General features: G+C 44.4%; 10 protein-coding genes, 2 tRNA genes and 2 rRNA genes. 7 read left to right on the top strand and 7 right to left on the bottom strand.

Annotated features, from left to right (window positions below):
- Nucleotide 1: 1 nt before the first annotated feature.
- Genes JMY05_RS10795 through JMY05_RS10785 form a run of 3 tightly spaced genes read right to left on the bottom strand, consistent with a single transcriptional unit; the run spans nt 2 to nt 3,481 of the window.
- Nucleotides 2–907 carry a Na(+)-translocating NADH-quinone reductase subunit C gene (locus JMY05_RS10795; RefSeq protein ID WP_045447646.1) on the bottom strand — a complete coding sequence of 302 codons (906 nt, stop codon included), beginning with the start codon at nt 905–907 and terminating at the stop codon, nt 2–4.
- Nucleotides 888–2,123 (bottom strand): NADH:ubiquinone reductase (Na(+)-transporting) subunit B, encoded by a 1,236-nt coding sequence (locus JMY05_RS10790; protein ID WP_055125672.1) that lies wholly within the window; start codon nt 2,121–2,123, stop codon nt 888–890. The genes JMY05_RS10795 and JMY05_RS10790 overlap by 20 nt, the downstream gene beginning before the upstream one ends.
- A gap of 5 nt (nt 2,124–2,128) precedes the next feature.
- A complete protein-coding gene (locus tag JMY05_RS10785; protein ID WP_201552138.1) occupies nt 2,129–3,481 on the bottom strand; it encodes a Na(+)-translocating NADH-quinone reductase subunit A in 1,353 nt (450 codons plus the stop codon).
- A gap of 1,107 nt (nt 3,482–4,588) precedes the next feature.
- On the opposite strand from JMY05_RS10785, the gene hisA reads away from it, so the two are divergent.
- From hisA to JMY05_RS10770, 3 genes are all read left to right on the top strand, one after another.
- A complete protein-coding gene (hisA, locus tag JMY05_RS10780) occupies nt 4,589–5,326 on the top strand; it encodes a 1-(5-phosphoribosyl)-5-[(5-phosphoribosylamino)methylideneamino]imidazole-4-carboxamide isomerase (RefSeq protein ID WP_045447648.1) in 738 nt (245 codons plus the stop codon).
- 63 nt (nt 5,327–5,389) lie between these two features.
- Nucleotides 5,390–7,033: a mechanosensitive ion channel family protein gene (locus JMY05_RS10775; RefSeq protein ID WP_045447649.1), complete on the top strand. Its 1,644-nt coding sequence runs from the start codon at nt 5,390–5,392 to the stop codon at nt 7,031–7,033.
- An 83-nt stretch (nt 7,034–7,116) separates the two neighbouring features.
- Nucleotides 7,117–7,419, top strand: coding sequence for a hypothetical protein (locus JMY05_RS10770; RefSeq protein WP_045447653.1), 303 nt, complete (start codon nt 7,117–7,119; stop codon nt 7,417–7,419).
- An 87-nt stretch (nt 7,420–7,506) separates the two neighbouring features.
- On the opposite strand, the gene rnr is transcribed toward JMY05_RS10770, so the two are convergent.
- From rnr to thrS, 4 genes are all read right to left on the bottom strand, one after another.
- Nucleotides 7,507–9,801 carry a ribonuclease R gene (gene rnr / locus JMY05_RS10765; protein WP_201615066.1) on the bottom strand — a complete coding sequence of 765 codons (2,295 nt, stop codon included), beginning with the start codon at nt 9,799–9,801 and terminating at the stop codon, nt 7,507–7,509.
- Nucleotides 9,802–9,943: 142 nt separating this feature from the next.
- On the bottom strand, nt 9,944–11,188 hold the full coding sequence (locus JMY05_RS10760; RefSeq protein ID WP_045453830.1) for a toxic anion resistance protein: 1,245 nt from the start codon (nt 11,186–11,188) through the stop codon (nt 9,944–9,946).
- Nucleotides 11,189–11,509: 321 nt separating this feature from the next.
- Nucleotides 11,510–12,013: a translation initiation factor IF-3 gene (gene infC / locus JMY05_RS10755; RefSeq protein WP_045447656.1), complete on the bottom strand. Its 504-nt coding sequence runs from the start codon at nt 12,011–12,013 to the stop codon at nt 11,510–11,512.
- Nucleotides 12,014–12,036: 23 nt separating this feature from the next.
- Nucleotides 12,037–13,971 (bottom strand): threonine--tRNA ligase, encoded by a 1,935-nt coding sequence (gene thrS / locus JMY05_RS10750; protein ID WP_201615064.1) that lies wholly within the window; start codon nt 13,969–13,971, stop codon nt 12,037–12,039.
- 1,026 nt (nt 13,972–14,997) lie between these two features.
- Here thrS and JMY05_RS10745 point away from each other — a divergent pair.
- The 4 genes from JMY05_RS10745 (at nt 14,998) to JMY05_RS10730 (ending at nt 19,981) form a co-directional block, all read left to right on the top strand.
- Nucleotides 14,998–16,536 (top strand): 16S ribosomal RNA (locus tag JMY05_RS10745).
- A 75-nt stretch (nt 16,537–16,611) separates the two neighbouring features.
- Nucleotides 16,612–16,688 (top strand) — tRNA-Ile (locus tag JMY05_RS10740).
- 9 nt (nt 16,689–16,697) lie between these two features.
- Nucleotides 16,698–16,773, top strand: a tRNA-Ala gene (locus tag JMY05_RS10735).
- Nucleotides 16,774–17,119: 346 nt separating this feature from the next.
- Nucleotides 17,120–19,981: ribosomal RNA gene (locus JMY05_RS10730) — 23S ribosomal RNA — on the top strand.
- Together the 16S and 23S rRNA genes with 2 tRNA genes alongside form the textbook arrangement of a ribosomal RNA operon.
- Nucleotides 19,982–20,080: the final 99 nt, after the last annotated feature.

Below are 20,080 nucleotides of genomic sequence, written 5' to 3'. Positions count from 1 at the left end.
GTTATGCCTCCTTGCCGTTTGCTACTGGTCGTTTGGCTGCCAGTTCGGTTTCAGGTTGAGCGCTCAGCGTTGATTGCGCAGCTTTTGTATCTGCCGCATTATCAATCGCTTGACCACTCTCTTTACGTAGCGTATCTAAATAAGGCTTATAACCTTGCTCACCCAACCAAAACTGAATCATGTTACTGACACCGCGACCGGTCAAGGTTGCACCACTGATACCATCGACCCAGTTTTCTTTTGGTGTACCCGCTTTGGTCACACCAGTGGCAACATTACCATTTTCGTCATATGAGTGGATACCGCTCCACTTCGCACGCCACTCTGGCTCTTCGATACGAGCACCCAGACCTGGGGTTTCTTTATGCTCATAAAAGCTGATACCTTTGATGGTATTCATATCGCTTTCAAGGGTTAAGAAACCATATATAGTGCCCCATAGTCCATAGCCTTGAATCGGCAAAACAACCATTTCAGGTTTGCCTGCGTCATCTTTTTTAACATAGACTTTGGCATATTTGGGTTTACGACCAATACCAGCAGGGTCATTATTGCCTAAATCTTCACTCAGTGCTTTATTCTTAGTCGCTTGGCTTGCGTCATAAGCATTACGATCAGGGATGCCAGCGGCTTTTAGCGCTTCATCATCAACGTAGCTGCCTTTACTTAAGTCAATAATTTCGACATCGAAATCTTTAAAACGTTCAGCAACATCATCTGCTGTATCAGACTCGGCATCGTACATGCCAGCGGCGACCAAGATGTTTTTGTTACGGTCTAAGCGTGCGTTTTCAATTTGAGCAGGTTTTAGACCAACCGCTACTGCTGAAACTAAGACGGAACACACCAAGCATAGCGTCAATGCCACACTGATGGTTTTCGCATTATTACTTTTGGGCTTGGACATAACGAACCCTCCGAGCTGTTTGGCGTTTGATGTTTGCTTGGGTCACAAAGTAATCAAACAATGGAGCAAATAAGTTGGCGAATAAAATGGCCAGCATGATGCCTTCTGGGAAAGCTGGGTTCACGACGCGAATCAATACCGTCATAAAACCAATCAAGATACCATAAGCCCAGCGACCTTTATTGGTATGCGCAGCTGATACAGGATCGGTTGCCATAAACACGGCACCAAAGGCGAAGCCGCCGATAACTAAGTGCCAATAAAACGGCAGGTTCATCATCATATTGTCTTCAGAACCAATCATATTAAAGACAAGAGAAGTAGCAATCAGACCTACTACACAACCTGCCATAATACGCCATGAAGCAATACGCGTCCAAAGTAGAACAACGGCACCCATTAGGATAGCCAGTGTTGATACTTCACCGATACTGCCTTGCATATTACCTAAGAACGCATCACCCCAAGTGATTGCATTACCATAGACGTCGACGAAGTCTTGAGGAACGACGCCTAACGCGGCAAGACCAAGTGGCGTCGCACCAGAAAAACCATCAACAGCTGTCCATACTGAGTCACCAGACATATAGGCTGGATACGCAAAGTATAGGAATGCGCGACCCGATAGGGCAGGGTTCAGGAAGTTTTTACCCGTACCACCGAACACTTCTTTTGCGACTACCACACCAAAGATAATACCGAGGGCAACTTGCCATAAAGGGATATCTGGTGGTAAACAAAGCGCAAACAGCACTGAGGTCACAAAGAAACCTTCGTTGACTTCATGGCCGCGCACTACAGCAAAAATAATCTCACAGAGAATACCGACCGCAAAAGTGACGATATAAATCGGTAAAAATTGCATCGCCCCGTAAACGAAGCTTGCCCAGATACTGTCTGGGTTATAGCCTGCCATACTGGTGATAACGGTACGCCAGCCTTCAGGCTGCAAACCAAGGGTTGCAATCGCCGTTAGTGCTTGATGACCGATGTTGTACATACCCCAAAACATGGCTGGGAAAGTACATAACCATACGGTAATCATAATACGCTTTAGATCGATACCGTCGCGTACGTGTGATGCTGAGTATGTGGTTGAGCTTGGTTGACGCAAAAACGTATCAAACATCTCAAAGATAGCATAGTATTTTTCGTGTTTGCCACCCTTGGTGAAAGACGGCTCCATACGATCGAACATATTGTGTAAAAATTTCATCGTGGTTAGCCCTCCAGCTCAATGCGCGTCAAGTTATCACGCAAAATATCACCGAATTCATATTTGCCAGGAGATACGAAGGTGCATAATGCTAAATCTTCTTCGTCCAATTCGAGCACGCCCAAATCTACGGCGCTAATCATGTCTTCGACAATTAATGCACGTAGTAACTGTGTCGGCAGATAATCTTGCGGCATGACCTCTTCATAAACCCCGATAGGTACCATCGCTCGCGGTGAACCATTACTCGTGGTCGTAAAGTTATATTTCTTATTACCAAAAAACTTAGAAATATAAATAGGCAGCTTAGAGAAACGGTTGGTGCCGACACTTAGGAAATGGAACGCTGGACGTTCACGCCCTTCAGGCAGCACACTGATTTGATTATGAAAGCGACCAAGATAAGCCGTATTGCCAAACACTTTGCGACCTGACAACACCGAACCAGAAATAATACGGTTCTCGCCAGCCGCCAGCTGTCCTTTGGTCAGAGCAGCGATATCAGCACCGCGCTCAGTAGCCACCAAACGTGGCTTGGTGACCGCAGGACCTGCCAAACTAATGATACGGCGCGTATATAAGCGACCGCTGGTGAATAGCTTACCAATCGCAATCACGTCTTGATAGCCAATCGTCCATACGGTCACGCCGCGCATGATTGGGTGCAAAAAGTGAATGTGCGTGCCAGCCAGACCAGCAGGATGCTTACCAGCAAAGCTATGATACTCAGTGACATTATTAGCCGCCGTTTTGGCAACTGGCGTCAACTGGGCATCACCATGATGGCAAACAAAGGTCTTGGGGCTGAGTGTCGATAAGACAGCAAGTCCGTCATTGAACGCTTGCAACTGATCGTTAATCAGCAGCATTGGGTCAAATGCTAATGGATTGGTATCCATAGCGGTGACAAAAATAGCATGAGGACGGGCACCGATTTCTGGCGCACGGCTATAAGGGCGCGTGCGAAACGCGGTCCATTCGCCAGAGGCAAGCAGTTGGGTTTCAACAACTTCAGCGTCTAGGTCAGCAAGTTGCTGGGAGTCATAGCGCTCGAAGTCTACTTCTTCACCGTTTGGGTCGACCGCAATCACAAGGCTCTCAAACACACGACGTTCACCGCGTTTAATCGCGACGACTTTACCAGCAGCAGGGGCAGTATAGATAACGCCAACTCGTTTTTTGTCTTCAAAAACGGGCTGACCCTTTGCTACGATATCGCCTTCTTTGACATTCATCGTGGGCTTCATGCCCACATAATCATAGCCAATAACGGCGACATGTGTCGGTTGGTGCTCAGATATCTCGCGGGATGATTCACCGGTGATGGGCAAATCCAAACCTTTTTTGATGGTAATCATAAGCGAAAACTTAGTCCATAGTCTAAAACGATACCAGACGTCCTGTTTGGTATATCGGTAGCATGAACATCTGCGTCATTCAATAAAGCCCCCACGTCTCTCTTCCTATAGTAGGATAGTGACAAAGGATCTCTGAAGATAACGCATGATCATAACTACTAGTAAGAGTATTAACGCTGACCTTAGACTCCTTAACAACACGTTAATGTCTTATTCGAATGACCAAAGTGGCGACTGGCTACCAAGGTGTATGTTAAAACCATCAAATCAAACGCAATCGTTCAAGCCTTTAGCGAAAATGATTGTGTAGACAATAGCTCTATCATACGTTTCATTGAAAATTAAAGCTTGTAACACCAGTGCAATTGACCACCCTTATCGGTTTGGTATCTTGTTAATAGATACGCGATTAGATAAGAATGCAGCCAAAAGATGATCTATCAAAATAGATGATAAACTGGTTGACAGACAAACTAGCGAAGCCATTATTAAGTAGATTTCACTCACATCAATAAGCGGCTATACAGTTAGTAATGACTGTTCTAAAATAGTTAGCTAGTGATACGGTAGAGACTATAAAAAAGAAAGAGGCGTCATTAGAGTTTAGTGCTGTAGAGTAGACTGTTTAGAGGCCACCAGTTGAAATTTCTAATATAACCCTTCTTAGCAATATGTCAGCCAACATCAAAAAGATGCACTTAGCTGCTGCTCGACTCATCCTGGCCGCTATGCAACACTAAGCCATAAATGACTCAATAAAAAGCGCAGCGCATGGTTACTATCACATAGAAACAAATAAAAATTTACCTAGGATTATACGCTAAATTGACCTAAAATTGCCAGTCAGTAATTGAATTTATCTAATGTTGCCAGTGATTCAATGTATTAAAACTTATGGTTATGATTGACAGTTTTTTTATGGTCATTTCTATCTATCGAAGCGGATTTTGGGTCTATCATGGATAGCTTTTGATTCGTCTATATATTAAGTCACTTTTGACTGATGTTTTTATGCGTGTTTAGAGGGTGTTGAACGTTCAATACACCCTGATTTTTGAATTTACTTTTCTAAATGTATTTATTGTTGTGCTTTATAAGGAATGCTATATGTGTGCTGTGCCTGTCATTATCCCGGCGATTGATTTAAAAGATGGTAAATGTGTCCGCTTAAAACAAGGCCGTATGGAGGATGATACGGTTTTTTCTAATGATCCAGTGGCCATGGCAGCACGCTGGGTAGAGGAAGGTGCACGTCGACTGCATTTGGTTGATTTGAATGGGGCATTTGACGGCGTACCCGTTCATAGACAAGTGGTAAATGACATTACTAAAGCGTATCCGAATCTGCCTATTCAGTTGGGCGGCGGTGTGCGCAATATGAATACCATTGAGCAATATATTACGGCTGGTTTGACTTATATCATCATTGGTACAAAAGCGGTCGAAGATCCTGAGTTTGTCGCAGAAGCTTGCCGCGAATTTCCGGGTCATATCATTGTAGGTATCGATGCTAAAGACGGCATGGTCGCGACTCATGGTTGGGCAAATGTGACCGATACTAAGGCGACTGAGCTTGCGAAGCGATTTGCTGATGTCGGCGTATCGTCGATTGTCTACACCGATATCAACCGTGATGGCATGATGCAAGGCGTCAACGTTGAACAAACTGTCAATTTGGCACGTGAAGGCGGCTTGCCTGTGATTGCTTCAGGCGGCGTGACCAATATGAAAGATATCGAACTGCTGAAACCTTATGGCGATTGTATTGAAGGCATCATTACTGGTCGCGCAATCTATGAAGGCACGTTAAACTTGGGCGAGGCACAAGTTTATTTGGACAGTTAATGATTATTGAAAATTCAGTAAAGAAAGATGAGTACGAAAATCTATAAAAAGCAAAGGATGCTTATGAACACTCACTTTGACCGTTCAACGATGCGCGATTTTATAAAAGCGTGCGGTCAAATGCTGTTGTTACTAAGCATCCTTTTTGCCTTTCCAGTGTATGCGGCCGGTGAAGAGGTGACTGGTATCACCACTGCATTGGGGATAGATACAGCAGAAAATCCGGCAGCTGACAAACCTTTACTTGATGCGACCTCAGAAGAGGAAGCTTCAGCATCTCCAGTGGTCATACCTGAACCAGCACCACCGCCCATAATCAGTGGTGAGAGCACCAATAATGCGCAAATCGAAACCACTCCTACTCCACAAAAAGACAATGACATTCGTCAACGTATTCAGGGTATTTTTTCTGAAATAGAAGGTCTGCAGGCTGTCAATGTCAGCGTTACGCAAGGTGTTGTCACCTTAACCGGAGAGACGCCGAACGAGAAAAAAGCGCAACAAGCCATTAATTTGACCAATCGTCTGACAGATGTGGTCACTGTCGAAGATCGAATTGATCGTACCCTTGATGTTCAAGACAATGTCACTACCGTTTATCAAGGTCTTAAAGCACAAGCCAAAAATCTGGTCAAAGCCTTGCCACTCCTATTGGTCGGCATTGTCCTATTTGCATTGGTGACATGGTTTGGTAGTTGGCTGTCTAATCGCAAAAAAATGTGGCAACGGCTCACGCCCAATCCGTTTGTCGCCGAATTGCTTGCCCAAACCGTTAAAGTCATCTTTATCGTTTTCGGTCTTATCTTAGCGTTGAGTTTGATTGGTGCTGAGACTATCTTAGGCACTTTGCTTGGCGGTGCAGGCGTTATCGGTATCGCCGTTGGTTTTGCGGTCAAAGACACCATTGAGAATTACATTGCCTCGCTCATGCTCAGTATTCGCCAACCATTTCGCGCACGTGATCATATTTTGATTAATAATCAAGAGGGGATTGTAGTACGGCTAACCTCACGTGCGACTATTCTGATGACTTTAGATGGCAACCAGTTGCGCATTCCCAATGCTGAAGTATTTAAAGCAACGATTTTAAATTACACCAAAAATCCAGAACGTCGATTTACCTTTGAGTTAGGCGTTGATGCCAATGATGATCCATTAGCGGCTATCAAGGTCGGACTGGATGCGATATATACATTAGCATTCGTTTTAGATGAGCCAAAAGCAGTGGCTGTCATTACCAATGTTGGCGATTCTAATATCATTTTGGAATTTCAAATTTGGGTGGATCAATCAGACACGGATTTCTCAAAAGCACGCAGTATTGCCATTCGTGAGACCAAGCATGCGTTAGAAAATGAAGGCTTCAGCTTGCCTGAACCGATTTATCGTTTGCGTTTTAATAGTAACTTAGAAAAAGCATTTGAGAATATGCAGGCTAACGCTAACACTGATAGTGCTAAGTCAGACATGACAATTACGCCAATCACGCCCAAAGTGACTGATAAAAACCAGAATGAAGATAATAGCGTTGATGATAAGGACAAAAAACAAGCAAAGGCTCGTGCCAAATTGATTTTACAAGGTCGCAATGCTGATGAGGTGCTTAACGCTCGTCCTGACGACAAACTCATGGAAAAAGTTGAACAGGAAATTGCAGAAAGCTCTGACGAGACTGATTTACTGAATAATAATAGCCCGCAAGAATAATTTGCAAAAACCTGCCAAAAACTAGGCATAAAAAATGCAACGAAACGTATATCTGATTATCATTCAAATACGAGACATTTTTTATGCAAATGAAACACTTGATTATATTCGCCCTAGTGGGCATGGTTGCGTTACTAGGTTTCAACCTCATTAATGGCAATCAACGTGATAAAAATAGAGAGCTAGTCATAAGTGACGCAGGATCTGAGCAATCTCCCGATACAGCGTTACCAAATACGGATGATGTAGAAAGTGGCTCAGTAGATGTCGCAAGCCAGCCACTTGGCAAACAGCCTAAAGCCATTCTCGATAATGCTACCGCGAAAATAGATCAGGCTCAGGAAGCAGACAAGGAACGTCTAGACCAGATGAGTAATGCGCAATAATGATTTAAGTAGTCGTTATAAAATACCACGCACAAAAAAGGCCAACGATGACGTTGGCCTTTTTATTATTTGAAGTGTTTGCTAACACTAGCTTTTCTTACTTGCACCTTTACTACGGCTGCCAGTCTTTTTAGCGGGGCTTCTTCTATCAGTACTTTTCTTATCAGTACTTTTTTTAGAAGGCGCGCTCTTCGTTTGATTCATTTCACTAGATTGCAATTTAGCTTTTAAATCAAAGTCAATTTGTAGCAGATCCATATTGACGCCAGCAACTTTCACTTTAACGCGATCGCCCAGTCCGAACAATGTCCCTTTGTCTTTACCGATCAGCTGTTGTTGCTGTTCATCGTAAACAAAGAAGTCATCACCGACATTAGAGATGTGAACCAAACCATCGATATATAAGTCAGTCAAGGTGACAAACAAACCGAAGCTTGTGACTGTAGTAACCACACCTTCGAACTCTTCACCAACATGATCTTTCATATAGTGACACTTGAGCCAAGACTCTACATAGCGTGAGGCTTTTTCGGCACGGCGCTCAGTATCTGAGGTTTGCGTGCCAGCCGCTTCAAGAGAAAAGTCCATTACTGGCTGCTGAGTATTGGTCACTTTTGCTTTGATGGCACGATGCAGCATCAAATCAGGGTAACGACGAATCGGCGAGGTAAAGTGGCTATATTCGTCATAAGCTAGCCCAAAGTGACCGATATTGTCAGGTGCATAATTTGCTTGCATCATTGAGCGCAACAGCATGCTGTGGATACTAATCGCATCGGGTCTGTCTTTGGTGGCTTCAATAATGCGCTGATAATCGGCTTGCGTTGGATTTTCTTCTGGGAAGCTTAAACCAAAGTTCTTTGCGTATTCGTGAATACGCATTGATTTTTCGCCATCAGGTTTGTCATGGTTACGATATAAGACAGGAAGGTCATGCTTGAGTGCAAAGTTCGCTGCACAAGTATTGGCCAGCAGCATACATTCTTCAATGAGTTTTTGAGCATCACCGCGAGTACGCGGTAGGATTGCTTCGATACCACCTTTCTCATTGAACTTAATGTAGGTCTCAACTGTTTCAAACTCCATTGCATGGCGCTCTTCACGCTTTTTCAGCAGTAGCTCATACAATTGATGTAAGGTATCGACAGATTTTTTGACGTCTTTATTACCCGTGAGTGAGTGAGGTACGCTCTTATCTTCTGGGTTCTCAAGATAAGCGTTTACTTGATTATATGTTAAACGTGCTTGTGAGTGCATGACGGCAGGATAGAACTCATAACCAGTCACTTTGCCTGCTCGTGATATTTTGATATCAGCTACCATACAAAGACGATCACGGTCAGGATTCAGTGAGCACAGACCATTAGAGAGCACTTCAGGCAACATTGGAATCACACGATGCGGGAAGTATACGGACGTACCGCGCTCGTAGGCATCTTTATCAAGTGGCGAGTTTGGTGTGACGTAATAACTGACATCAGCAATCGCAACTAAGACACGATAGTTGCCACCTGAGCGTTTTTCGGCGAATACGGCATCATCAAAATCACGTGCATCTTCACCATCGATAGTCACCAGTGGCAGATCACGCAAATCTTTACGACCTTTTAGATCTTTTTCAGTCGGTTCTTGATAATCGTTGGCTTGCTTCAGTGCTGCTTCGCTAAAATCTGATGGGATATCATAATTAAGTAAGGTGGTTTCAATAATCAGTTCGCGATCATTGTCGTCAGACAGTACTTCGGTGATTTTACCCGTCGCAAATTCATGCTGATTTGGCCAATCAATCACATCAACCTTAACAGGAGAGCCTTGCTTGGCATTCATCGCTTGTACATTTTCTTCAGTGACGGTAATCGGCTGGTGATTATTTGGACTACCAAGCTCGACACAGTAGCCATCTTCATCACGCGCTAATGTACCAATGAAGTTGTTTTGGCGACGTTCAACGACATCGACGATACGTCCTTCTGTGCGCCCACGATTGTCTGTCGATGTACCGACTGCATCTACGGTATCACCGTTGAAAACCCAGCGCATTTGCTTTTCATGCAAAAACAAATCTGGCATATCGCCTAATAATACAAAGCCAAAGCCTTTAGGATGTGCAGACACTGTACCTCTGACGACATCTTGCTTGGTCACCGTGCGATAGCGATAAGGACGACCGTCGCGGTTTACTTGTCCATCGCGTGCCATGGCTTTTAGGCGATTGCCTAAAGCGTCAAACTGGTCTGGGTCATCAATATTAAAGGCTTTTGCCAATTGTTGATGCGTGACTTCACCATGCTCATTAATCGTACTGAGTATCAGTTCGCGACTAGGGATAGGATTGTCATATCTTTTTGCCTCACTTGAGGCGTTTGGATCGTTCCAACTCATAAATTACCGTATCTATTTTTAAAATTATTAATAATGGCTATCTTAACACGAACGACGTTGCAATATCTTGCGTCAATTGTCTTAAGTGTATTTGGTAGCAGGAAGTGGCCACCTGTAATAGGCAACAACTATTAAAAACAAATCAAATGTCGATATCGACTGTACTTGATCTATTGGTTATCTTTTTACTGTCTATCTCTTTCGACACTTCTAGTACTGTTGTTTGGTTAGACTTATCCAAGTATTTCTGAGCCTTATCGACTTCAGTAGTCAAAGTATTGACCGTCTGTTTCATGTTCTCTAGCGCTTCAATTTTATAATTGCTAATCATATCCATCGTATCATAGACGTTATTGAAAGCGTTTTGCAATTTATCAAGCTCAATGCTGCTACTGGTCGCTTGCTCATGGATTTCACCTGACTGACGTTTTAGCATCGCTGAGGTCGATTCAATCAAGCTGCTGGTGGTTTTATTTAAAGCAGTAATTTGATCAAGTACCAGTTTTTGATTGGTCATTGCTTGTGCAACCACGACCGCTGTCCGTAGTGCAGATACGGTGGTTGTGGTGGCTCGATCAACGCCTTTTATCAATTCTAAGTTATTGCGGCGAATGGTATCGAGCGCTAAATAGCCTTGCACGTTCACGGCTAACTGAGTTAAAAAATCGGTGTTTTTTTGACGCACATAAAACAACATCTCTTCTTTAATAATGCGTGCTTTTTCGGGATCGGTCGCTTCTATCGCATAAACCTTCTGTTCTAACTGCTCATCAATCTTTTTGCCGACATAAACGTATTGGCGTATGGATTGCATCAGCTCCCACATATTGACTTTTTCTTGCTCAATCATCGCATTGTCTTTGAGCAGCTCATCCTTACCATTATATAGACTGGTAACAACCGCATTAATATGCGACTGTGCAGATTCGTATTGACGGAAGTAATCCTGTACTTTATTGCCAAATGGGATGAGACCGAATAACTTACGCGAGCTGGTCAGCTCTTTTTTACTGGGATCTAAATCTTCGACGATGCCGCGCAACTCAGTCAATGACTTGGCGATAGGGGAATTATCAAACAAGCTGTCATTGAGACTCTTGGCGGGTAAATCAAGCATACGATTAGATACTTGGGCTGATTCACGAATCTCTTTGGTGCCGAGATTGTGAATCGATTGCACATTTTGCTGAAATTCAGCGCTGTGTACAGAATTGTTAATCACATGATCAACAAAGGCATCGACCTTGGCATCAAGCTCGGGGATTTGGCTGTCATCCAATTTGACCATTTGATCTGCTTCGCTTTTTTGTATTTCTCTCACAGGTTCAGGCGCGGTTAGAGAAATACTTGGCGTCGTTGCATTTTCTGGTGGGGTCAATTCTTGCATGAAATTTCCTTCAATATTGGATAAAAGTAGTGTTTTTGTCAACGACTCTGATGGTCGTGATATACGTTATTTTTATACACTTACTAGAAATTTTTAATAAATGCTGATTAGCAAATATAAAACAGACCTTTAGATTACCGCGTAATCAAATGGTTGAGAAGGTAGGTTTTGTAAAATAGAGTCAGCCAATTATATCTGACTAAACATATTTAAAAGAGATATGTATCTATGCACACAACAAAAAACCATCAATATCCCGCAGTATATTGATGGTTAAGGTTATACATATCTATATTGACTAACAGCCATCTAATAAACAGATTACTTTTTCTTAGTTGGCCCAAGCAGCATACCCATCTGACGACCTTCCATCTTAGGATATTGCTCAACGTTAGCAATCTCAGCAGTATCTTCGATAATACGATCTAGCTGCTTGCGACCAATCTCTTGGTGCGCCATTTCACGGCCACGAAAGCGAATACTGATTTTAACTTTGTCTTGGTCTTCCAAAAAGCTGACGATTTTTTTCAGTTTAACCTGATAATCAGCTTCTTCAGTACTAGGACGCAGCTTCATCTCTTTTAGCTGAGTTTGCTTTTGGTTCTTTTTAGCTTCTTTCGCTTTTTGCTTTTGATCATAGAGGAAATGCTTATAATCCATGATTTTGCATACTGGCGGTTTGGCTTCAGGAACCAATTCGACCAAATCTAGACTGTCCTCACGTGCCGCTTTCATCGCGGTTTCGATATCGACCACGCCCATCTGTTCGCCGTCTTCTTTAACGAGACGGACTTCTTTGGCTGTGATATCTTCGTTGATGTTCAAACGGTTTGACTGTTTAATAGGTATTACTCCTCATCTGTTTTTGGGGTCTGTCGGCCTTTGTTGCTGACATCGGTCTGTACTAATGTAATAAATTCTGGAACACTCATCACGCCAAGGTTTTCACCTTCACGAGTACGGACATTGACACTGCCCGATTCGACTTCTTTATCCCCTAATACTAGCATATAGGGAACGCGTTCTAATGTTTTCTCTCGTATCTTAAATCCAATCTTTTCGTTACGCAAGTCACTAATAGCTCGCAAACCTGACTTTTTGAGTTCGCTGACCACATTTTCACAAGCATCTGCCTGTTTATCAGTGATATTCATCACCACCACTTGTTGCGGCGCTAGCCAAACGGGCATCCAACCAGCATAGTTTTCAATCAATATACCGATGAAGCGCTCGAATGAACCTAAGATGGCACGGTGCAACATAATAGGTACTTCGCGCTCGTTTTGCTCATTGACGAATTCGGCATCAAGGCGCTCAGGCATGTTTGGGTCAACCTGAATCGTACCGCACTGCCAGACGCGACCTAAAGAATCTTTTAAACTAAATTCAATCTTCGGACCATAAAATGCGCCTTCACCTGGCAGATAAGCCCAATCAAGACCTGAGCTATCTAATGCATCGGCCAAAGCTTTTTCGGCAAAATCCCAAGATTCATCGCTACCGACCCGTTTTTCAGGACGGGTCGAGAGTTTCATAATGATATTATCAAAACCAAAGTCTTCATAAACGGCAAGAGTTAGCTTGATAAAGTCAGCGACTTCTTGCTGGATTTGCGACTGTGTGCAGAAGATATGAGCATCATCTTGGGTAAAGCCACGAACGCGCATCAAACCATGTAGCGAACCTGATGGCTCGTTTCGATGGCATGAGCCAAACTCTGCCATACGTAATGGCAAATCACGGTAAGATTTTAAGCCTTGGTTAAATACTTGCACGTGACACGGGCAGTTCATCGGTTTTACCGCATAATCACGATTTTCGCTGGCAGTCGTAAACATATTGGTAGCATAGTTGCCCCAATGTCCCGAACGCTCCCACAAACTACGATCGACGATTTGCGGTGTTTTAATTTCTTCATAGCCGTTATCGTGCTGTACTTTACGCATATATTGCTCAAGTACTTGGTAAATAGTCCAACCATTAGCATGCCAAAACACCATACCTGGCGCTTGCTCTTGCATATGGAATAGGTTTAACGCTTTACCAATTTTACGATGGTCACGTTTTTCAGCTTCTTCGATACGCTGAATATAGGCTTTTAAATCTTTTTTATCCGCCCATGCTGTACCATAGATACGTTGCAGTTGCTCGTTCTTGGCATCACCGCGCCAATATGCACCAGACATTTTGGTCAGTTTGAATACTTTTAGAAATCTGGTGTTCGGCACGTGTGGACCACGGCACATATCGACATATTCTTGATGATGATAGAGACCAAACGCTTCTTCGCCTGGCATATCGTTAATCAGCTTAAGCTTATAGTCTTCACCACGTTCTTCAAAGATTTTAATGACTTCATCGCGTGGCGTTATTTTTTTGATAACGTCATAATCTTGCTTGATGAGTTCCATCATGCGTTTTTCAATGGCTGCCATATGCTCAGGCGTAAATGGCGTTTCGCTATAGATGTCATAATAAAAACCATCATCGATAACGGGACCAATCACCATTTTTACATCAGGATATAACTGCTTAACGGCATGACCTAATAGATGAGCACAAGAATGGCGAATGATATCGACACCGTCATCATCTTTTGGTGTCACGATTTCAACCTTAGCATCATGAGCGATAGGGTCGTGCGCATCAACTAGATGACCATCTACACGTCCGGCGACCGTTGCTTTAGCCAATCCTGCACCAATGCTTTGTGCCACTTCCATGACGGTGGTACTACCTTCGAAGTTTTTTACGCTACCATCGGGTAAAGTAATCGCTACCATAATCTATTCACCTTTTTGCGTCCGTTGGCAGTGATGATTGCAACCATCAATCATATAACCGCAAGACTGCGTCAATTATATCCAACTGCTATGATATGTTATAAGAGATAGATATCACTTAAAGGCAAAATTTCAAACAATTAACCGTTGAATAATCAAGGCTAATAAGAAATGCTATTAAGCAATATTATAAAGTCAGCTATTATAGCAAAAACTGTGTATCAACACTAGATAGTAAGGAATTAGGTCGGCTTCTATATATAGATGCTATCTATACGAATATCAAGAAGTGTAAATCATCGTTAGCTAGGGACACAGCGAAGGCAATTATTAAAAAGCAGATAAATATGCCAAAAAGTCAGTATAGAGCCTCAAAGTTTTAGTTTAAAGTAAGTTCTTAATGGCAACGCGATAGATGACAATTAATGAATATCGATAGATACTGTTTAAAGCTGAGTTATTATTTAAGCGAATTAAACAACCACTACCCTTAACCCATTGAAAACCATACACAATTAAAAGTCTTATCAAATAAACCCAAAAACCTCTGATAAAGCGGTTGACACCCCTGTCAGAATCTATATAATACGCCCCACAGCAAAGGAAGCTAAGCAGTAAGTTAACCAACTTATCACTTAGATTACCAAGCTAAGACAAAACATAAAAAAGCTTGACAAATCAAATCATTATGATAAGATAGTCGGCTCGCTAGATAGCTTGACCCGCAAGGGTTTGAGACTAAACAGCAAGAGAATTACCCTATATATCAGTTACTGGACGACAGTGATTGAGCACTATTTAAAAGCATAACTAAAGAACAACTTGTGTGGATTTTTGCTGATTCAGAATGCTAAAAAATAAAGTTGGTTTTAACTTCTTTTCGGAGTTCATTCTAACTATAAAAATTATCATTTAAGACAGCAGAAAAACTCAAAGTTAATTCATTACGAACATAATTTTTAGCGATTTTGCCAGATTAGATGAGCCAAGTTTAGAAGTCTCTTTAAAGGACTTCATAGCAAGATTAAACTGAAGAGTTTGATCATGGCTCAGATTGAACGCTGGCGGCAGGCTTAACACATGCAAGTCGAGCGGTAACAGGAGAAGCTTGCTTCTCGCTGACGAGCGGCGGACGGGTGAGTAATACTTAGGAATCTACCTAGTAGTGGGGGATAGCACGGGGAAACTCGTATTAATACCGCATACGACCTACGGGAGAAAGGGGGCAGTTTACTGCTCTCGCTATTAGATGAGCCTAAGTCGGATTAGCTAGATGGTGGGGTAAAGGCCTACCATGGCGACGATCTGTAGCTGGTCTGAGAGGATGATCAGCCACACCGGGACTGAGACACGGCCCGGACTCCTACGGGAGGCAGCAGTGGGGAATATTGGACAATGGGGGAAACCCTGATCCAGCCATGCCGCGTGTGTGAAGAAGGCCTTTTGGTTGTAAAGCACTTTAAGCAGTGAAGAAGACTCCATGGTTAATACCCATGGACGATGACATTAGCTGCAGAATAAGCACCGGCTAACTCTGTGCCAGCAGCCGCGGTAATACAGAGGGTGCAAGCGTTAATCGGAATTACTGGGCGTAAAGGGAGCGTAGGTGGCTCTATAAGTCAGATGTGAAATCCCCGGGCTTAACCTGGGAACTGCATCTGAAACTGTAGAGCTAGAGTATGTGAGAGGAAGGTAGAATTCCAGGTGTAGCGGTGAAATGCGTAGAGATCTGGAGGAATACCGATGGCGAAGGCAGCCTTCTGGCATAATACTGACACTGAGGCTCGAAAGCGTGGGTAGCAAACAGGATTAGATACCCTGGTAGTCCACGCCGTAAACGATGTCTACTAGTCGTTGGGTCCCTTGAGGACTTAGTGACGCAGCTAACGCAATAAGTAGACCGCCTGGGGAGTACGGCCGCAAGGTTAAAACTCAAATGAATTGACGGGGGCCCGCACAAGCGGTGGAGCATGTGGTTTAATTCGATGCAACGCGAAGAACCTTACCTGGTCTTGACATATCTAGAATCCTGCAGAGATGCGGGAGTGCCTTCGGGAATTAGAATACAGGTGCTGCATGGCTGTCGTCAGCTCGTGTCGTGAGATGTTGGGTTAAGTCCCGCAACGAGCGCAACCCTTGTCCTTAGTTACCAGCGGGTTAAGCCGGGAACTCTAAGGATACTGCCAGTGACAAACTGGAGGAAGGCGGGGACGACGTCAAGTCATCATGGCCCTTACGACCAGGGCTACACACGTGCTACAATGGTAGGTACAGAGGGCAGCTACACAGCGATGTGATGCGAATCTCAAAAAGCCTATCGTAGTCCAGATTGGAGTCTGCAACTCGACTCCATGAAGTAGGAATCGCTAGTAATCGCGGATCAGAATGCCGCGGTGAATACGTTCCCGGGCCTTGTACACACCGCCCGTCACACCATGGGAGTTGATTGCACCAGAAGTGGATAGCTTAACCTTCGGGGGAGCGTTCACCACGGTGTGGTTGATGACTGGGGTGAAGTCGTAACAAGGTAGCCGTAGGGGAACCTGCGGCTGGATCACCTCCTTATAGATGGCATTCGGTCAGCAAGAATTCACAACAAGTTGTTCTTTAGTTTAAGCTTACGTTTTAACAAGCGTAATTGGGTCTGTAGCTCAGCTGGTTAGAGCACCGTGTTGATAACGCGGGGGTCAGTGGTTCAAGTCCACTTAGACCCACCATTTTATAATGGGGCCATAGCTCAGTTGGTAGAGCGCCTGCCTTGCACGCAGGAGGTCAACGGTTCGACTCCGTTTGGCTCCACCACTATAGACGAATAAGCTTTAAGTGCTAATAGTATAAATAGAAACAAGTGATTTATCTTTGAATAAAGACACGATTACTTCTTTCTGTTTTATACAGAATCTGTGACTCGACGAGAGCATAGAGACTATTTAAAAACATAGATATGAGTCTGGGTTAGGAGGAGCGTGTTCACGCGCACCTCTTAACCTTAATCACTCACCTCTTAACGACATCAGTTGTTATCCCAGGGATGAGTGATTAAAAAAAGTAATAAGAGAACTGAATCAAGCGTATAAACATAGGTGATATCGTTATCATAATTAGACTTTATAACACTTAGCAGTCGAAAGACTACTTGGGGTTGTATGGTCAAGTAATGAAGCGCACATGGTGGATGCCTTGGCAGTCAGAGGCGATGAAAGACGTGACAGCCTGCGATAAGCTTCGGGGAGGCGGCAATATCCTGTGATCCGGAGATTTCTGAATGGGGAAACCCACCTACCATAAGGTAGGTATCTTGTACTTGTACAAGAAGCGAACGAGGGGAAGTGAAACATCTCAGTACCCTTAGGAATAGACATCAAATGAGATTCCCCTAGTAGCGGCGAGCGAACGGGGAGAAGCCGATTAATGCTAATGTAGAAGAACAGCGTGGGAAAGCTGACCGTAGTAGGTGATAGTCCTGTATTCGAAACATTAGCGTTAACATATTAAGTAGAGCGGGGCACGAGAAATCCTGTTTGAAGATGGGGGGACCATCCTCCAAGGCTAAATACTCCTGACTGACCGATAGTGAACCAGTACCGTGAGGGAAAGGCGAAAAGAACCCCTGTGAGGGGAGTGAAATAGAACCTGAAACCGTGTGCGTACAAGCAGTGGGAGCCTTAATTTATTGGGGTGACCGCGTACCTTTTGTATAATGGGTCAGCGACTTATATTCTGTAGCAAGGTTAACCGTTTAGGGGAGCCGTAGGGAAACCGAGTCTTAATAGGGCGTTTAGTTGCAGGGTATAGACCCGAAACCGAGTGATCTATCCATGAGCAGGTTGAAAGTGCCGTAACAGGCACCGGAGGACCGAACCCACTGTCGTTGAAAAGCCAGGGGATGACTTGTGGATAGGGGTGAAAGGCTAATCAAACTCGGTGATAGCTGGTTCTCCCCGAAAGCTATTTAGGTAGCGCCTCGGACGAACACCATTGGGGGTAGAGCACTGTTTCGGCTAGGGGGTCATACCGACTTACCAAACCGATGCAAACTCCGAATACCGATGAGTGATATCCGGGAGACACACAGTGGGTGCTAACGTCCATTGTGGAGAGGGAAACAACCCAGACCGCCAGCTAAGGCCCCAAATTCCTAGTTAAGTGGGAAACGAGGTGGGAAGGCATAGACAGCTAGGAGGTTGGCTTAGAAGCAGCCATCCTTTAAAGAAAGCGTAATAGCTCACTAGTCGAGTCGGCCCGCGCGGAAGATGTAACGGGGCTCAAACTAGGAGCCGAAGCTGCGGATTTGAATTTGTTTTCAAGTGGTAGGGGAGCGTTGTGTAAGCCTGTGAAGGTGTGTCGTAAGGCATGCTGGAGGTATCACAAGAGCGAATGCTGACGTGAGTAACGATAATGCGAGTGAAAAGCTCGCACGCCGGAAGATCAAGGGTTCCAGTCCAACGTTAATCGGGGCTGGGTGAGTCGACCCCTAAGGCGAGGCCGAAAGGCGTAGTCGATGGGAAATCGGTTAATATTCCGATACTTGTTTATAATGCGATGGAGGGACGGAGAAGGTTATGTCAGCCTGGCGTTGGTTGTCCAGGTGAAAGGATGTAGGCTTGTGGCTTAGGTAAATCCGGGCTACAACATGGCTGAGATCTGATAGCAAGCTGTACTTGTACAGTGAAGTGGCAAATACCATGCTTCCAGGAAAAGCTTCTAAGCAATAGTTATAAACGAATCGTACCCTAAACCGACACAGGTGATCAGGTAGAGAATACCAAGGCGCTTGAGAGAACTCTGCTGAAGGAACTAGGCAAAATGGTACCGTAACTTCGGGAGAAGGTACGCTGCTGATGGTGATAGGACACGCTCCTTGAGCTGTTGGCAGTCGCAGATACCAGGCTGCTGCAACTGTTTATTAAAAACACAGCACTCTGCAAACACGAAAGTGGACGTATAGGGTGTGATGTCTGCCCGGTGCTGGAAGGTTAATTGATGGGGTTAGCGTAAGCGAAGCTCTTGATCGAAGCCCCAGTAAACGGCGGCCGTAACTATAACGGTCCTAAGGTAGCGAAATTCCTTGTCGGGTAAGTTCCGACCTGCACGAATGACATAATGATGGCAGCGCTGTCTCCAGCAGAGACTCAGTGAAATCGAAATCGCAGTGAAGATGCTGTGTACCCGCGGCTAGACGGAAAGACCCCGTGAACCTTTACTACAGCTTTACATTGAACTTTGACCTGACTTGTGCAGGATAGGTGGGAGGCTTTGAAGCCGAGACGCTAGTCTCGGTGGAGCCAATCTTGAAATACCACCCTGGTCATGTTGGGGTTCTAACTCAGGTATAACAATACCGAGGACAATGTATGGTGGGTAGTTTGACTGGGGCGGTCTCCTCCTAAAGAGTAACGGAGGAGTACGAAGGTGCGCTCAGACCGGTCGGAAATCGGTCGTAGAGTATAAAGGCAAAAGCGCGCTTAACTGCGAGACCCACAAGTCGAGCAGGTACGAAAGTAGGTCTTAGTGATCCGGTGGTTCTGTATGGAAGGGCCATCGCTCAACGGATAAAAGGTACTCTGGGGATAACAGGCTGATACCGCCCAAGAGTTCATATCGACGGCGGTGTTTGGCACCTCGATGTCGGCTCATCTCATCCTAGGGCTGAAGCAGGTCCTAAGGGTATGGCTGTTCGCCATTTAAAGAGGTACGCGAGCTGGGTTTAGAACGTCGTGAGACAGTTCGGTCCCTATCTACCGTGGGCGTTGGAAATTTGAGAGGATCTGCTCCTAGTACGAGAGGACCAGAGTGGACGAACCTCTGGTGTTCGGGTTGTCACGCCAGTGGCATTGCCCGGTAGCTACGTTCGGATGGGATAACCGCTGAAAGCATCTAAGCGGGAAGCCCACCTCAAGATTAGATTTCCCTAAAGAGCCGTTGAAGACTACGACGTTGATAGGCAGGGTGTGGAAGTGCAGCGATGCATGTAGCTAACCTGTACTAATTGCTCGTTTGGCTTGACCATACAACACCCAAGTGGTTTGTATGAAAGCTCTAATTAATCTATCTTGTATAAGCGAAAGCTTATAGAATAAAAGAAAGAATATTTCGATATCACCTTTAA

It is taken from the genome of Psychrobacter sp. JCM 18902, assembly GCF_904846615.1.
In the GTDB taxonomy this organism is placed as follows: domain Bacteria; phylum Pseudomonadota; class Gammaproteobacteria; order Pseudomonadales; family Moraxellaceae; genus Psychrobacter.
The sequence above is the reverse complement of the archived record's forward strand: the minus strand, read 5'-3'. Positions and strand labels throughout refer to the sequence as shown.

Coding starts and splice junctions, on each gene's coding strand:
- JMY05_RS10795 (WP_045447646.1), bottom strand. CDS start 907: ATGTCCAAGCCCAAAAGTAATAATGCGAAAACCATCAGTGTGGCATTG.
- JMY05_RS10790 (WP_055125672.1), bottom strand. CDS start 2,123: ATGAAATTTTTACACAATATGTTCGATCGTATGGAGCCGTCTTTCACC.
- JMY05_RS10785 (WP_201552138.1), bottom strand. CDS start 3,481: ATGATTACCATCAAAAAAGGTTTGGATTTGCCCATCACCGGTGAATCA.
- hisA (WP_045447648.1), top strand. CDS start 4,589: ATGTGTGCTGTGCCTGTCATTATCCCGGCGATTGATTTAAAAGATGGT.
- JMY05_RS10775 (WP_045447649.1), top strand. CDS start 5,390: ATGAACACTCACTTTGACCGTTCAACGATGCGCGATTTTATAAAAGCG.
- JMY05_RS10770 (WP_045447653.1), top strand. CDS start 7,117: ATGCAAATGAAACACTTGATTATATTCGCCCTAGTGGGCATGGTTGCG.
- rnr (WP_201615066.1), bottom strand. CDS start 9,801: ATGAGTTGGAACGATCCAAACGCCTCAAGTGAGGCAAAAAGATATGAC.
- JMY05_RS10760 (WP_045453830.1), bottom strand. CDS start 11,188: ATGCAAGAATTGACCCCACCAGAAAATGCAACGACGCCAAGTATTTCT.
- thrS (WP_201615064.1), bottom strand. CDS start 13,971: ATGGTAGCGATTACTTTACCCGATGGTAGCGTAAAAAACTTCGAAGGT.